At 62.3% G+C, this 15,428-nt stretch carries 14 protein-coding genes; 7 read left to right on the top strand and 7 right to left on the bottom strand.

Annotated features, from left to right (window positions below; genetic code table 11):
• The first annotated feature begins 54 nt into the window (after window positions 1–54).
• From EOA16_RS13170 to EOA16_RS13155, 4 genes are all read left to right on the top strand, one after another.
• Window positions 55–1,029 carry a methyltetrahydrofolate cobalamin methyltransferase gene (locus tag EOA16_RS13170; RefSeq protein WP_127258517.1) on the top strand — a complete coding sequence of 325 codons (975 nt, stop codon included), beginning with the start codon at window positions 55–57 and terminating at the stop codon, window positions 1,027–1,029.
• Window positions 980–3,133 (top strand): ASKHA domain-containing protein, encoded by a 2,154-nt coding sequence (locus EOA16_RS13165; protein WP_127258515.1) that lies wholly within the window; start codon window positions 980–982, stop codon window positions 3,131–3,133. The genes EOA16_RS13170 and EOA16_RS13165 overlap by 50 nt, the downstream gene beginning before the upstream one ends.
• A 186-nt stretch (window positions 3,134–3,319) precedes the next feature.
• Window positions 3,320–3,505, top strand: a complete 186-nt coding sequence (locus EOA16_RS13160) for a hypothetical protein (protein ID WP_127258513.1) — start codon at window positions 3,320–3,322, stop codon at window positions 3,503–3,505.
• A gap of 229 nt (window positions 3,506–3,734) precedes the next feature.
• A complete protein-coding gene (locus EOA16_RS13155) occupies window positions 3,735–4,682 on the top strand; it encodes an alpha/beta hydrolase (RefSeq protein WP_127258512.1) in 948 nt (315 codons plus the stop codon).
• 27 nt (window positions 4,683–4,709) lie between these two features.
• On the opposite strand, the gene EOA16_RS13150 is transcribed toward EOA16_RS13155, so the two are convergent.
• Window positions 4,710–5,609 carry a LysR substrate-binding domain-containing protein gene (locus tag EOA16_RS13150; protein WP_127258510.1) on the bottom strand — a complete coding sequence of 300 codons (900 nt, stop codon included), beginning with the start codon at window positions 5,607–5,609 and terminating at the stop codon, window positions 4,710–4,712.
• 203 nt (window positions 5,610–5,812) lie between these two features.
• Here EOA16_RS13150 and EOA16_RS13145 point away from each other — a divergent pair, with 203 nt between their 5' ends.
• The 3 genes from EOA16_RS13145 to EOA16_RS13130 all read left to right on the top strand — a co-directional run bounded on the left by EOA16_RS13145 (window position 5,813) and on the right by EOA16_RS13130 (window position 7,755).
• Entirely contained in the window at window positions 5,813–5,998 is a 186-nt protein-coding gene (locus EOA16_RS13145) for a hypothetical protein (protein WP_013531162.1), read from the top strand.
• Window positions 5,999–6,337: 339 nt separating this feature from the next.
• Window positions 6,338–6,472, top strand: coding sequence for a hypothetical protein (locus EOA16_RS33510; RefSeq protein ID WP_013531161.1), 135 nt, complete (start codon window positions 6,338–6,340; stop codon window positions 6,470–6,472).
• A gap of 344 nt (window positions 6,473–6,816) precedes the next feature.
• Window positions 6,817–7,755, top strand: a complete 939-nt coding sequence (locus tag EOA16_RS13130) for a GlxA family transcriptional regulator (protein ID WP_348625597.1) — start codon at window positions 6,817–6,819, stop codon at window positions 7,753–7,755.
• 43 nt (window positions 7,756–7,798) lie between these two features.
• On the opposite strand, the gene EOA16_RS13125 is transcribed toward EOA16_RS13130, so the two are convergent.
• The 6 genes from EOA16_RS13125 to EOA16_RS13100 all read right to left on the bottom strand — a co-directional run bounded on the left by EOA16_RS13125 (window position 7,799) and on the right by EOA16_RS13100 (window position 15,403).
• On the bottom strand, window positions 7,799–8,143 hold the full coding sequence (locus EOA16_RS13125) for a peptidase inhibitor family I36 protein (RefSeq protein ID WP_127258507.1): 345 nt from the start codon (window positions 8,141–8,143) through the stop codon (window positions 7,799–7,801).
• 164 nt (window positions 8,144–8,307) lie between these two features.
• Window positions 8,308–9,156, bottom strand: a complete 849-nt coding sequence (locus EOA16_RS13120) for a DUF1194 domain-containing protein (protein ID WP_127258506.1) — start codon at window positions 9,154–9,156, stop codon at window positions 8,308–8,310.
• 89 nt (window positions 9,157–9,245) lie between these two features.
• Window positions 9,246–11,807, bottom strand: a complete 2,562-nt coding sequence (locus EOA16_RS13115; RefSeq protein ID WP_127258504.1) for an FAD-dependent oxidoreductase — start codon at window positions 11,805–11,807, stop codon at window positions 9,246–9,248.
• A 153-nt stretch (window positions 11,808–11,960) separates the two neighbouring features.
• On the bottom strand, window positions 11,961–12,719 hold the full coding sequence (locus tag EOA16_RS13110) for an FkbM family methyltransferase (protein ID WP_127258502.1): 759 nt from the start codon (window positions 12,717–12,719) through the stop codon (window positions 11,961–11,963).
• A complete protein-coding gene (locus EOA16_RS13105) occupies window positions 12,716–13,948 on the bottom strand; it encodes a glycosyltransferase 87 family protein (protein WP_127258500.1) in 1,233 nt (410 codons plus the stop codon). The genes EOA16_RS13110 and EOA16_RS13105 overlap by 4 nt, the downstream gene beginning before the upstream one ends.
• 24 nt (window positions 13,949–13,972) lie before the next feature.
• Window positions 13,973–15,403 carry an aspartate aminotransferase family protein gene (locus EOA16_RS13100; RefSeq protein WP_206517337.1) on the bottom strand — a complete coding sequence of 477 codons (1,431 nt, stop codon included), beginning with the start codon at window positions 15,401–15,403 and terminating at the stop codon, window positions 13,973–13,975.
• Window positions 15,404–15,428: the final 25 nt, after the last annotated feature.

Raw genomic sequence — 15,428 nt, 5'->3', positions numbered from 1 at the left:
AACGAAAACAGACAACGATATAAAGAAATCTTTATATCACGGCGGAGAGAATTCATGACCCGTACCATCGTCGCTTCGGCGACACGAGAAATCATCATCGGCTTCGACCAGCCGTTCTGCGTGATCGGTGAACGCATCAACCCGACCGGCCGCAAGAAGCTGGCCGCCGAGATGATCGCGGGCAATTTCGAGACCGTCATCAGGGACGCATTGGAGCAGGCAGCCTGCGGCGCCACCATGCTCGACGTCAACGCCGGCGTCACCTCGGTCAATCCGAACGAGACCGAACCCGGCCTTTTGGTGCAGACGCTGGAGATCGTGCAAGGGCTGGTCGATCTGCCGCTGTCGATCGACAGTTCCGTCACCGCCGCGATCGAAGCCGCACTGAAGGTTGCCAAGGGCCGCCCGCTGGTCAACTCCGTCACCGGCGAGGAAGAAAAGCTCGAAGCCATCCTGCCGCTGGTCAAGAAGTACAACGTGCCTGTCGTCGCCATCTCCAACGACGAGACCGGTATTTCGATGGACCCGGACGTGCGCTTTGCCGTCGCCAAGAAGATCGTGCAGCGCTGCGCCGATTTCGGCATTCCGGCGCATGACGTCGTCGTCGACCCGCTGGTGATGCCGATCGGCGCGCTCGGCGACGCCGGTCGCCAGGTGTTCGCGCTGCTGCGCCGCCTGCGCGAGGAGCTCAAGGTCAACACAACCTGCGGCCTGTCCAACATCTCGTTCGGCCTGCCGCACCGCCACGGCATCAACGCCGCCTTCATCCCGATGGTGATCGGCGCCGGAATGACATCAGCCATCATGAACCCGGTGCGTCCGCAGGAAATGGAAGCCGTGCGCGGCGCCAATGTGCTGAACGGCACCGACGAGAACTGCACCAACTGGATCCGCACCTACAAGGACTACAAGCCGGCCGAAGGCGGCCAGGCGGTCGCCGCCCCGACGCAAGTCAACGCGCCGGGCGACGGCGCCAACAATGGCGGTCGCCGCCGTGGCGGCCGTGAAGCCCGGATGGGCCGAGGATAAGCGCGCAATCGTGAATTCACCTGCCAACATCACCGATCCGCTCGTGCTGTTCATGCCGTCCGGCAAGCGCGGGCGTTTTCCAGTCGGAACGCCCGTGCTCGATGCCGCGCGCCAGCTCGGCGTCTATGTCGAAAGTGTGTGTGGCGGACGTGCCACCTGTGGGCGCTGCCAGATCGAGGTGCAGGAAGGCAATTTTGCCAAGCACAAGATCACCTCCTCCAACGACCACATTACGCCCAAGGGCGCCAAGGAAGAGCGCTATGAGCGCGTCCGCGGCCTGCCCGAACGGCGCCGCCTCTCCTGCTCGGCGCAGATCCTCGGCGACCTCGTCATCGACGTGCCGCAGGACACGGTTATCAACGCGCAGACCATCCGCAAGGATGCCGACACGAGAGTGATCGCCCGCGATGCGGCGATCCGCATGTGCTATGTCGAGATCGAAGAACCCGACATGCACAAGCCGCTGGGCGATCTCGACCGCCTGAAGATCGCGCTGATGCACGATTGGGGCCTGAAAAGCCTCGATTTCGATTTTTATCTGCTGCCGCAGGTGCAAGGCATCCTGCGCAAGGGCAACTGGACCGCGACCGCCGCCATCTACAAGGATGCCGACAGCGAGACAGCGCGCGTCGTGGCGCTGTGGCCCGGCCTCAAGAACGAAGCCTATGGGCTGGCTTGCGACATCGGCTCGACCACCATTGCCATGCATCTGGTGTCGCTGCTGTCGGGCCGCGTCGCAGCCTCGTCGGGTACGTCGAACCCGCAGATCCGCTTCGGCGAGGATCTGATGAGTCGCGTCTCCTATGTGATGATGAACCCGGACGGCCGCGAAGGCATGACGGTCGCCGTGCGTGAGGCGATCTCGGGTCTCGTCGACAAGGTCTGCGCCGAAGGCAATGTGCAGCGCAACGACATCCTGGACAGCGTCTTCGTCGGCAATCCGATCATGCATCATCTGTTCCTCGGCATCGATCCGACCGAGCTTGGCGGCGCGCCCTTTGCTCTGGCCGTCTCAGGTGCGGTGCACATCAAGGCATCCGACATCGGCCTGAAGCTCAACCAGGGCGCCAGGCTCTACATGCTGCCTTGCATCGCCGGCCATGTCGGAGCGGACGCGGCGGCGGTGACGCTGTCGGAAGGCCCGCATCGCCAGGACGAGATGATGCTGATCGTCGATGTCGGCACCAATGCAGAGATCGTACTCGGCAATCGCCAGCGGGTGGTTGCGGCCTCCTCGCCCACCGGCCCTGCCTTCGAGGGTGCCGAAATCTCCGGCGGCCAGCGGGCAGCACCCGGCGCCATCGAGCGCGTGCGCATCGATCCCGATACGCTGGAGCCGAAATACCGCGTCATCGGCTCTGAGCTGTGGTCCGACGAGCCGGGCTTCCTGGAAAGCGTCCAGGCAACCGGCGTCACCGGCATCTGCGGTTCCGGCATCATCGAAGTGGTGGCGGAGATGTATCTCGCCGGCATCATTTCCGAAGACGGCGTCATCGACGGCGGACTTTCGGCCCGCTCGCCGCGCGTCACCGCCAACGGCCGCACCTTCTCCTATGTGCTGAAGGAAGGCTCCGCCGCATTGACGGAAGATGGGCCGAAGATCACCATCACCCAGACCGACGTGCGCGCCATCCAGCTTGCCAAGGCAGCGCTTTATGCCGGCACCAAGCTGTTGATGGAAAAGCAGAATACCGAGCATGTCGACCGCATTCATTTCGCCGGCGCCTTCGGCTCCTTCATCGATCCGAAATACGCCATGGTGCTCGGCCTGATCCCGGATTGCGACCTCGACAAGGTCTCGGCCGTCGGCAACGCCGCCGGTGCCGGCGCCCGTATGGCGCTGCTCAATCGCGGCTATCGCCGCGAGATCGAGGACACGGTCAGCAAGATCGAGAAGATCGAGACGGCGCTGGAACCGAAATTCCAGGAGCATTTCGTCTACGCCATGGCGCTGCCCAACAAGGTCGATCCGTTCCCGAAGCTGTCGGCGGCGGTGAAATTGCCGCCGCGCAAGACGGTCAGCGAGGACGGCGTCGTCGGTGACGCCACCCCGCGCCGGCGTTCGCGCGAAGGCCACGAGGGGCGGCGGCGCGGCCGGGAATAGGCGGCCGCGCTCGAGCCGCCGTCTTTCCAAACTCGTTTGCATGCAAATGTTTCCGCATCGCTTGATCCGGAAACAAAAACGCTGTTTTCGTGAAATTGGCCAGATACATGGCAGGCGCATTCAACCGGCATCGAACGGCAGGCAGGAAATATCTTTCAGCCGCCGCAACGCTCCAGGGAGACAACGATGTCAATGCTCGAAAGCCTCGGCCGCTATGGCACGGCCATCAAGAATGCTCACGACCGCAGCAAGGCGCGGCGCCTGCTGAACAGTCTGCCGCCTGAAATCCAGAAGGATATTGGTTGGCCGGTATCGCCGCGATCCAGCGAAAAGGCAGCGCTCATCAACACCATCTGGAGCGCCGCACGCTGATGACCTTCGCCGACAAATGCAAATTGCTCGGCATGCGCCAGGGATCTCGCATGTCCCCGGCGACGAGCAACCGGCTGCGTGCCGCACTTTTACCGCGTCGCTGACCACCACGGCGCGGATCACACCGCCGTGTAGACACGGGCGTAAATCTTGACATTTTCAGCCACGGCACGATCTTCCAATTTAGGGGGTTCTCTTAGTCGGCTTTGGCCGAAGTTCGTGTATCCGCATGCCAAGCTTGAAAAGCCATGTCGTGTCTTTTGTCCTGCGGCACAGCCGTAAGCAGGCATTTGCCAGTCCGGAAAATCTGCAGCGCTGGATCGCGGCCGCGCGCAAGACCGAGAACCACCGGCCGCCCGCCTCGCTGTATCAGCGTCTCGACATCCAGACACATACCGTGGACGGCTTTCCTGTCTACGAAATCGCCCCCAGAGCCGACGAGCAGAAGCGGATTCTCTACTTGCACGGCGGCGCCTATGTCTTTGAAATCACGCCCTATCATTGGCACCTGATCGCCGACATGGCGGATCGATTGGGCTACGCAATCACGGTGCCGATCTATCCAATCGCCCCCGAACACGATTTCCATGCCATGTTCGGAATGGTTGGCGATGTCTACCGGCAGATGCTCGCCGAGACGGAGGCCGAAGACATCGTCTTCATGGGCGATTCCGCCGGCGGCAATATGGCTGTGGTCCTGACCATGATGGCCGCCGAAGAAGGACTGTCCCTGCCGTCGCGGCATGTGCTCATTTCGCCGGGTCTTGACGTGTCGCTTACCAATCCCGCAGTGTTCGAGGCGGAACGCAACGACCCTTGGCTGGGCATAGCTGGCGGACGAGAGGCAATTCGTCTGTACAGTGCCGGCATCGATCCCAGCGACTGGCATATCAGCCCGGTCTATGGAGATCTGTCAGTGCTGCCAAGAACACTGCTTTTGACCGGCTCGCGCGATCTTTTGACTCCCGACAATCTGATCTTCGCCGAAAAAGCCCGCGCCGCCGGCGTTGAAATCGATCTTGTCTATGAGGAAGGCATGTTCCACGTCTGGCCGCTGATCGACATGCCGGAAGCGCGGCGCGCCCGCGAGCGCATCGTCGAATTTCTCGGGGAGAGCCGGATCGTGCAAGACACGAGAATAAGGACTGAAGAGCGCCCCGCCGAAGCGGCGGAGTAGCTCTATATTATCATCCTTACCAGCCGGTCAGAACTTGCCGGTTTCCCGGAAGACTTCGAAAGTCGCGCGAATGTGGTCGGCAACGGCCTTGACCGGGGCGCTGGCGTCCGGCGCCACCACCATCGCCAGATTGTAGGTCCCAATGTCGGGCATGCCGTCCTTCGGGCAGAGTTCGACCATGTCATTGCCGAGGAACGACTTCGGCAACGGCGCCACGGCGAGATCGGACATGATCGCGGCGCGCTGGCCGGCCGTGTGCGCACTCATATAGGCGATGCGGTAGTTGCGGCCCTCCCGGCCAAGCGCATCGAGCGCTCCGGCGCGCCAGGCGCAGCCCTCTTCCCAAAGCGACACCGGCAACGGCTCGCGCAGATGCGCGCAGCCGCCCTTGGCGCCGGCCCAGACGATCGGCTCGGTCAGCAGCACCTCGGCGCCGAGCGCGCTGGTCTTGTAGGAATTGGTCAACAGCGTGATGTCGAGCGCCCGGTCGTCCATGCGCCGGCGCAAATTGCTGCTCTGGTCGATGGTGACGTCAACGGCGATCGACGGATGCGACTGCGCAAAACGCTTCAGCACATGCGGCAGCACGCGCTCGCCGTAATCGTCCGGCGAACCAAGTCGCACCACACCGACAATCTCGGGAATGATGAACTTCGACACCACCTCGCGGTTGATCGACAGCAGCCGGCGGGCATAGCCGAGCAGCATTTCGCCGTCCGTGGTCAGCGACACCGAACGGGCGTCGCGGGCGAACACCGAGCGGCCGAGAATATCCTCCAGCTTCTTGATCTGCATGGAGACGGCCGACGGCGTGCGGTAGACGGCATTGGCTGCGGTGGTAAAGCTGCCGGTCTCGGCAATCGCGACGAAAGTGCGCAAAACGTCGAGATCGAGCAGCGGCAGCGGATGATTGAGCGGGGCGTTCATGGGAACCGACCTTCAATTTTTCTGATACAAAGCATCATTCCATTTCGTTTGATTGAACATCAGATTGGGAGGATAGTCAACTCCATCGAGGCAGGTTGCTGCCACAAGCAGCCATGAAACGACCCCGACACAGACCTGCATTCGACACGAAATGAAGTTGAAACAGACCCGACGTAACCAACTCGCCACCAAAGGAGAATGAAATGTCTATCCTGTCGTCCCTCGGTCGCATCGCGACCGAATTCAGCGCGGCCCGCGCCCGCTATCAGACCGAGCGCGCCATCCGCTCCCTGCCGATCGAACTGCAGAAGGATATCGGCTGGCCTGAAGCGTCCGACACCAAGACCGGTACTCGCAATGGCATCGGATCCTGGGCTGGAGCAAAGTAGATCGTGTGTACCATGTGCTGAAGGCCTGCCGCGCAGCCCGCCCGGCAGGCCTTCTCTGTTTCATTTGTATTCAAATGAGTTTTTGGAGCCATGTCGCCGGCGCATGACGCATATGAGAAAGCCGCATAGCAGCTCCTGCTTCCAATTAATGCCTTGTAAACAATCGTAAATTTTGGGCACCTTGCCCAAATCTGTCGCAATCGATGTCGCATTTCATATCAAGCGCTTCGCTTTTGCGATTTAGTTTCTGCTTACACAAACCTATATCAGCGCCAGCAAACGAGCTGCCCCACTCCATCAAGCGAAGGCGACCCGTCTGAGCAACAAATGGAGATGATTATGAAGCTTTTTGCACGCCTCTTTGCCCGCCGCGAAATGAACCTGACCACCGCTCTCGAGCGTCAGCGTCTTGCCAACACCATGCCCGGCCAGACCGGCGCCATGAATGCGGCGCGCCTTGGCTTCGTCGCCTGAAGATTTTTAGAGGCAGCGCATCCCTGCCGCTGCTTTAAAACCGTAACGCCGCCTGGCTCCAGCCAAGGCGGCGTTTTTGTGCTGCGCGCAGGCCGTACGTTGCCCGTCCCTTGAACAGTTGGTGCCACTTCCAGGGCTGGCTGCACGCCGATTGCCCATTTGCGACCCATGTCGCAAATTTAATCTTGTCGTAGCGGCGTAGCCGATTGACAGACATGGTTTTTCCTGATGTCGCTATGCTATTCGCGACATCCTGTTCGCGCCATGGCTGTGAGGTTCCCTTGAACGCCGTAAAGCATCCGATCAAGCGATCGTTTGTATTCTTCCTTATTCCCGATTTCACCATGATCGCTTTTGCGACCGCGCTCGACCCGCTGCGCTCGGCCAATCGCATGCTCGGCTACGAGGCCTATCGCTGGCGCCTCGCCAGCATCGACGGCAAGCCGGTGCGCGCCTCGAACGGGGTCGAATGCGCGGTCAACACCTCGCTCGAGGATGAGCGCAAGAAGATGGCAGGCCCCGACCGGCCGAACATGGCCATCGTCTGCAGCGGCATCAATGTCGAGCGCTACCAGAACAAGTCCGCCTTCGCCTGGCTGCGCGAGGAATACAATCGCGGCGTCGCGGTCGGCGGCTTGTGCACCGGCGCGCATATCCTCGCCGCCGCCGGCCTGCTGTCCAACAAGCGCTGCGCCATCCACTGGGAGAACCTGCCGGGCTTTTCCGAGGCGTTCCCGAAGGCCAATGTCTTTGCCGACCTCTTCGAGATCGACCAGAACATCTACACCTGCGCCGGCGGCACCGCCGCACTCGACATGATGCTAAAGCTGATCGGCGACGACTTTGACGAGAACCTCGTCAACCGCGTCTGTGAGCAGGTGCTGACCGACCGCGTGCGCAGCCCCACCGACCGCCAGCGCCTGCCGCTACGCGCCCGCCTCGGCGTCCAGAACTCGAAAGTGCTGACCATCATCGAACTGATGGAGGGCAATCTGTCGGAGCCGCTGTCACTGATCGAGATCGCCGACCATGTCGACCTGTCGCGCCGCCAGATCGAGCGGCTGTTCCGCACCGAGATGGGCCGCTCCCCTGCCCGCTACTATCTGGAAATCCGGCTCGACCGCGCCAGGCATCTCTTGATCCAGTCCTCGATGCCGGTGGTCGAGGTGGCGGTCGCCTGCGGCTTCGTCTCGGCCTCGCATTTCTCCAAATGTTACCGCGAGCTCTACGCCCGCTCACCGCAGCAGGAGCGCGTCGACCGCAAGCAGCTGCTGGCGGCCTGATCCGATACGCAACCGTTCTGCGCTCCGCCGCGCCGCCTGAACCTCAGTAGTCGTCGCAGGTGCATTCCGCCGAGGAGATACGGTCGTTCCAGTCACTGCCGCCCAAATTGCGGATCCTGCGCGTGATCTCGATCGAGCGGCCGCCCATCCGAGAATCCTCATAGGCCACGAGCGTGCAGCCGCGGCGAACGATCACCGACGACACACGGTCATTCCAGAACTGGCCGCCACGAAAATTCACGGAGTCCTCAGCACCCATGCCGATGGACCGCCCGCGAAAATTCCCGTTCTCGAACATGATGCAGGCAGCCTGGTCGTTGTATTGGGCGCTGGCGACGTCGGCATAAAGCACGGACGCGACTGCGGTCAGGATGGCAAGATGTCTCATCGGTGTTTCCTCGGTTCGGCCGCGCTCCTGGCTGGGTCACGCGCGCTGCCCAGTTTGCCACTGCTTCGGTCGCGGAGGCAAGCCTGGAGCGTAAGCCCGAACAGATGGGCAGCGGGCAAGAATGGAGCCGGTTTGGCCAAAGATCACGCTCAACGGGAAGAGCTTTAGCGGCTGTCGAACATCCAGCTGCGGTTCCGCCACATTTTCTCGCCGACCAGACAGTCGGTGGTGGATCTCTCCTGCGCCAATATCACCGGCGGATGCGCGGCTTCTTCCGCCGCCCATTGCGGCGAGGCCGGGCCGGCGAGTTCCAGCACCAGCTTGCGACGGATGGCTTCGGGAAACTGCGTCCAGTCATTGACCGGGATCATGAAGGCTCCGGGACCACCGATGACGCAGTCGCTGTAGTAGCGATCGAGATTATTGACGTCATAGGCGCCCGAAAAACCGCCTCGCGTCATCAGCGGCAGGCCGTTGATGACGATGCCTTGCTTGATTAGATCGTCGCGGGTCAGATTGACCGGCGCACCCTGGTTGTTGGGGCCGTCGCCCGAAATGTCGATGACCCGCTTCGTGCCCTGGTAGCCGCTTTCGGCGAACAGGTCGTTGCCGAACTCCAGCGCTCCGGAGATCGAGGTGCGCCGCGCGCTGTTGGGCGGTTGCGCCGACAATTGCGCAACCACGCGCTCCGCGTCGGTGCGGCTGGCGATTACTGTCCACGGCACGATGACGCGCTGCCAGCTGGTGCCGGCCCATTCGACATAGGTGACGGCGATCTTGCCATAAGCACCGTCGGCAATGGCCTGAAGCACATTGTCGTGTGTCAGTGCCGCTGCGTAGCCGTGACGCTGGATCTCGAGTTCGTCCGGAGACATCGACAGCGAGACATCGACGGCCAGCACCAACTCGACGTCGACCGGCACGTCCGCGAGGGATACTGGCGTCAGCCAAAGCGTCAGCGCCAGCGCGGCGCAGCATGAAAGGAAATGTCTTGCGCAGGCAAAAGCAGACATGCCGCAAGGCTAAGCGAAAACAGCCTGTTTAAAAAGAGAAAAGCCGACGGCCAGGCTTTTGCCTTCATGCCCTTTGCGCCGGCGCGCAATCAGCTGCGCGGCTTCAAATTCTCCGGATCATAGAGCGGCTTGTAGCCGACGGCCGCCACTTCGACCGGATAGGTCTCACCGAAATACTCGATCGTGAGCTTGCGGCCTTCCTGGGCGTACGCCCACGGCAGGTAGGCGAGACCGATGTTCTTGCCGATGGTCGGACCGTAGGCCATCGAGGTGGTGAAGGACCGCCGGCCGAGTTCGTCGACCAGCGTCTCGCCGGTCTTCGGGTCCATCACCGGCATCGTGCCGACCGGATAACGGGCAACGCCTTTCGCATCGACGTTTTCGGTCATCACCAGCGTGCAAAGCATGGCCGGCTGGTGCTGGCGGGCGCGGTATTCGACGTGCTTGGCCTTACCGCAGAAATCGTTCTCCTTGACCTTTGGACGAGCGAGATCCGCCTCGAGCAGATTGTATTCGGTCAGAAGGTCGGCGTTCTGTAGGCGCAGGCTCTTTTCCATGCGGCGCGTGTTGGCATAGGTCTCGACGCCGAAAGGCATCACGCCGGTCGAGCGCAGCGCGTCCCAGACAGCGAGACCGTCCTCGTAGCGCATATGCAGTTCCCAGCCCTGCTCGCCGACATAGGAGATGCGGAAAGCGGTGACGTCCTTGCCGCCGATCCTGACTGGCTTGATCGTCGCGAAGGGGAAATTCTCATGCGACAACCCATCAGGATTCTCGACCTCCTTCTGCAGGGTCGCCCGGGCGTTCGGACCCCAGATGCCGATGGTGACATACTTCTCGGTCACATCGGTGATGATGACATCAAAGCCTTTGTCCTGCGCCGTGCGGCGCATGTACTGGAAGTCGCGCGGGCCGGCATCCGCCCCGTCGATCAAACGACAGCGGTCGGCCATGCGGATGACGGTAAAGTCGGCCCGCACCATGCCTTCCTCGTCGAGGAAGTGGGTGTAGATGCCCTTGCCGATGTTGTTGTCGCCGCCGATCTTGGCCGCGCACAGCCATTCCAGCAGCGCGACATGGTCCGGACCTTCGATATCGTACATGGCGAAGTGCGACAGGTTGACGATGCCGCAATCCTCGCTCATCGCGAGATGTTCGGCATTGGACACGCGCCAGAAATGGCGGTTGTCCCACTCGTTTGCGCGCACCGGCACCCGGTTGCCATACTTCTCCAAAAGGTGCTCGTTGGCGGCATAACCATGCGCGCGCTCCCAGCCGCCCAGCTCCATGAAATAGCCGCCGAGCTCCTTCTCGCGCTCCCAGAACGGCGAACGCCTGATGTTGCGGGCCTTGGAGAACGGCTCGCGCGGATGCACCGCCGGATTGTAGACCTTCATCGCCGTCTCGGTGCAGCGATCCCAGATGAACTGCTCCTTGGTCTGGTGCGGATAGAAGCGCGCATAGTCGATAGCGTGGTGGTCGATTTCCGTGCGGCCGTCGGTCATCCAATCGGCGATGAGCTTGCCCATACCGGGACCATCCTTGACCCAGATGGCGACGGCATACCACAGGCCCCGCACCTTCTGGCTTTCGCCCATGGACGGGCCGCCATCGGCCGTCACCTGGAGAAGCCCGTTGAAGGAATGGCTCTCGTTGTAGCCGAGTTCGCCGAGGATCGGCGTCAACTCCATGGCGCGTTCGAGCGGGGCCAGGATCTGTTCCATGTCGAGGTCGCGCTGCGAGGGTGAAAGCCGCGCCTGGTCCTTCTCCAAGAGGTCGCGTGGATGGCAAAGGCGCGGGTTGGTCTCTTCGTAATAGCCCCATTCGATCTGCCCGCCCTCGGCGGTCTTGGGATCGCCGGTGTCGCGCATATAGGCCGAATTGCCCTGGTCGCGTAGCAGCGGCCAGCCGATCTCCTTGCCGGTGCCGGCGAACTCGTTGTAGGGGCCGAAGAAGGTCAGCGGATGGTCGATCGGCATGACCGGCAGGTCTTCGCCCACCATTTCCGCGATCAGCCGGCCCCAGATCCCGGCGCAGACGACGACATAGTCGGCCTCGATGGTGCCGCGGTCCGTCATCACGCCTGATATGCGGCCGTCCTTGACGACAAGCGACCGGGCCGATGTGTTGGCGAAGGATTTGAGCTTGCCCGACGCTTCCGCCTGGTCGACCAGCTTGCCGGCGACCGTCTGCGAGCGCGGGATGACCAAGCCGGCATCAGGATCCCACAGGCCGCCCTGCACAATCGCTTCTTCGATCAGCGGAAATTTTTCCTTGATCTCGGCCGGCTCGATCAGGCGGGCGCGCGTGCCAAACGCCTTGGCCGAGGCGATCTTGCGCTTGATCTCCTCCATGCGGCTGTCATCGCCGACACGCGCGACCTCGAGGCCGCCGATACGCGCGTAATGGCCCATCTTCTCGTAGAAATCGATGGAGTAGAGCGTCGTCCAGCAGGACAGGAAATCGTGGCTGGTCGTGTAGCAGAAGTCGGAGGCGTGTGCCGTCGAGCCGATGTCGGTCGGGATGCCCGACTTGTCGATGCCGACAATGTCATCCCATCCGCGCTCGATCAGGTGATGGGCTATCGATGCGCCGACAATACCGCCGAGGCCAATGATGACGACCTTCGCCTTTTTCGGAAACTCTGCCATTGCCCGCGACTCCAAAGCGTTTTGCGGGCGGACTATAGGGCGGAGCGGCAGCAGGATTGAAGCCTGTTTGCGACATTGGCAAAAAGCCGAGCGACCAGACGGCAGAATGCTTCACACCGGGCGCCGGGACGGTTCGCTTTTCGGTGGGCTAACTCAGGCGAAGGCCCAGACATCCTCGGCCTGGAACCCCACCTGATAGCCTGCCGTCTTGAGCTTGACCACGACCTGGCCGATCTCGGCTGCCGGCAGCGCGCCGACCTCGACCTTGATCATGCCGGGGCGGTAGCGCTTGAGGTCAAGCTGTTCGAAGACGATCCAGTCGGCGCCCTCGCAATCGACGAGGAAGGCGTCGATATGGGTGATGCCGTTGCGGTCGAGCAGCGTCTGCAAGGTCTCGGATGGCACCTCGATGTCCCTGAGATGCGGCGCGAACTTGTTGAAGTTGGCGTCGGCCTCGCCCCAGGCATTCTTGCCCGACATCAGATTGGTGTCGGTAACCGACGAGCAGCCGATGAATTCGATCGGCAGCGTGCCGGCCTCGAGCGCGGCGGCATCGAAGGTATGGACGGTGATCGTCCCCCTGGTCTTTGTCACCGCCACCGGCTCGATGATGAACCGGCCGGTGTCGGGATAATTGGCGCGCAGTCTCTCCTGGTTGTACGGGATCGGCTCGACAAGCATGGCCCGTGCACCGGGAATCCGGTGTAGCCACGGTGTCACATCGTCGAACAGCGCGCCGTCGCAGGCGCCGACATTGACCATCTGGAACGGTCGCCCTGCCCCACCGAAGCGCGCCTTCAGCGCCGCCTTGGCCAGGAATTTCGTGCCGCGCAGCGACGGGCCGCGATCGAGAACGCCCTTGGGAAGACCAAGCGACAAGGCAACGCGCGCCAGGCTGGATAGCGAACTCATGACTTGTCTCCGGGAATGATTTGCATGGCAGCGCGATTCTGGCCGCGAGCTACGGCTGCCCACAGCGCCATGAACGGCGTCGCCAGCAGCAGGAATGGCGGGATCAGATGGGGGAAATAGATCCGGGTGTCGTGGATCGGGAAGACGGTGAACTTCGCCAGCGCACCGAGCACCAGCGCCGCAAACAGGATGCCGGCGCGGCGATCGAGGCGGAAGCCCGCGCGGGCGGCGGCAAACCAGCCGGCCAGTGCCAACACCGACACGCCGACCCAGCTGTTCAGGCTGACGGCGCGCAGCAGCGAGGTAGCAAACGCCCTGAGATAGGCCGTGACCGAGAATGGCGGCTCGAACCCATCCATATTGTAGTGCTGCTCGATGCTGGAGAACCACAGATGCGGCCACCAGCCGGGATGATGGGCCCAGTGCGAGATGGCGAAATAGGCGACGAAAGAAGCCGCGAAACCGGCCAGCGCGCCCCATGTCCACTGCCGGTACGCGACCAGCAGCACAGCGAAAATTGCAAGGAAAACAATATTGTCCGGCCGCACCATGAAAGCGAGGAAGAGCAGGATCGCGGTCGCCATCTCGCGGCCGCGAACATAGGCATAGAGCCCGCCAAGCAACAGCGCCGATGTGAGCAGATCCGGCGTCGAGGCACGCGCCGCATCGCCGAAATCGGCCATGATCAGCACCGCGCCGACCGCCGGCGCTAAAGCCAGTGCCTTTTCCGAGCGCAGCCAGAGCAGCGTGATCGCGCCGAACAGCAGCACCGAAAACACCTGCACCAGCCGCATCGCCTCGACCGGCGACATCACCGCGCTCAGTGTCGACAGGATCTCGGCATAGAGGAATTTGATCCGGTACATGCCGAGCAGCGAGTGGAAGTCGGCGGCATTCTCCGCCATGTGGCTGCGGAAGCCGCCGCCATCATCGGTCAGCGCCTTGTAGTCGCCAGCTGAAACGCCTGATTTGACGGTGTTGTAGGCGTAGTCATGCAGCGCCTGCGCATCGGGATAGGTGCCTTCCTCCGATATAGCGAGATAGGGCAGCATGTCCCAGTTGGCGTCGGGCATCACCCATGCCGTGAACCCCGTAAAAAGGATATAGAGGGCAAAGGCCGCCGCGCCGATCGGTGCCGCCAGCCGCGCATAAGTCCCCTCGCCCCACGCCAGGCCGGCCCCGGTGAGCCGGTCGAGTAGGTTGTCTGGTGCGGGCGACCTGGTCAGCATTGTCGAACTCGGCGAGCTTCGTTTCTAACGGACTTGGCTTTTGACGAAGTCCTTCACGATTCCCACGATGCCGCGCGACAGCAGGCTGTCGAAGGCATTGACGAAGCGGTCGACATGCTCGCGCTGGCAGATCAACGGCGGCTCCAGCCGGATGACGTTGCGGTTGTATTCGGTGAAGGCGACCAGCACGTCGTAGTCGCGCAAAAGCAGCGCCCCGACAAAGCCCGACAGCGAGCCCTTCAGCTTGTCGTCGAGCACGCTGACGATCGGCCGCAGCACCATCGGCAAGGTCTGCGAGAAGTCGTGGAACTCCAGGCCGACCATAAAACCCTTGCCGCGCACATCCTTGATGATCTTCGGGTACTTTTCCCTGAGCGTCTGCAGGCGCTGCAGCAAATAGTCGCCGGTGACGGCGGCATTGTCGATCAGCCCCTCGTCGTAGAGCACGTTGAGCCCCTCGATCGAGGTGACGCAGGCCTCGCCCATGCCGCCGAAGGTGGCCATGGCATGGATCATCGCCGTTTTCGGCGTGCCATAGGCCTTCATGTAGACCTCGCGCCGCGCGATCATGGCTCCCACCGCCGCCTTGCCGGCGCCAAGCGACTTGGCCAGCGCGGTTACATCGGGAATGACGCCGTAATGCTCGAAGGCGTAGAATCGGCCCGAACGGCCGTAGCCGCACTGCACTTCGTCGGCGACCCACAGCACGCCATACTGGTCGCACAACGCGCGCAGCTTCTGCCAATATTCGGCAGGCGCCTGGATGATGCCGCCGCCGCCCTGGATGGTTTCCAGCACGATGACGCCGACCTCCGGGTCGGAACGGAACAGGCGCTCGACCGCCTCGATGTCGGCAAACGGGATGCGGACCGTGTTTTCGGCCACCTTGAAGTCGGCCCGGTAGAGCTGGCCGTCGGTGATACCCAGCACGCCCTTGGTCTTGCCGTGGAAGGAATTCTCGGCATAGACGATCTTCGGTCGCTTCGGACCGGCGGCGCGCTCGGCGAGCTTAACCGCCGCTTCCATCGCTTCCGAGCCGGACGAACCCAGAAACACCATGTCGAGATCGCCGGGCGAGCATTTGGCGATGTTGTGCGCAAGTGCCGCCGCATATTGCGACATGAAGGCGATGGCGATTTCCTGGCGCTTCTCCTCCTGGAACTTCTTGCGTGCTTCCAGAATGCGCGGATGGTTGTGGCCGAAGGCCAGCGAACCGAAGCCACCGAAGAAATCGAGGATCTTGCGGCCGTTCTGGTCGATGTAGAACATGCCTTCGGCGCGCTCGATCTTGATCTTGTGGAAGCCGAGCAGCTTCATGAAATGCAGCTGGCCGGGGTTGAGATGCGCCTTGAACAGATCGGTCATGCGGGCGACGTCCATCGCCTTGGCCTGCTCGACGCTGATCAGGTCGGGCTTGGCGATAGTGGCGGGCGACAGCGCCGGCGCGCTGACCATGGTGCGCAAATTGATCTGTTCGGGC

It is taken from the genome of Mesorhizobium sp. M7A.F.Ca.US.008.03.1.1 (assembly GCF_003997495.1).
Lineage (GTDB): Bacteria > Pseudomonadota > Alphaproteobacteria > Rhizobiales > Rhizobiaceae > Mesorhizobium.
The sequence above is the reverse complement of the archived record's forward strand: the minus strand, read 5'-3'. Positions and strand labels throughout refer to the sequence as shown.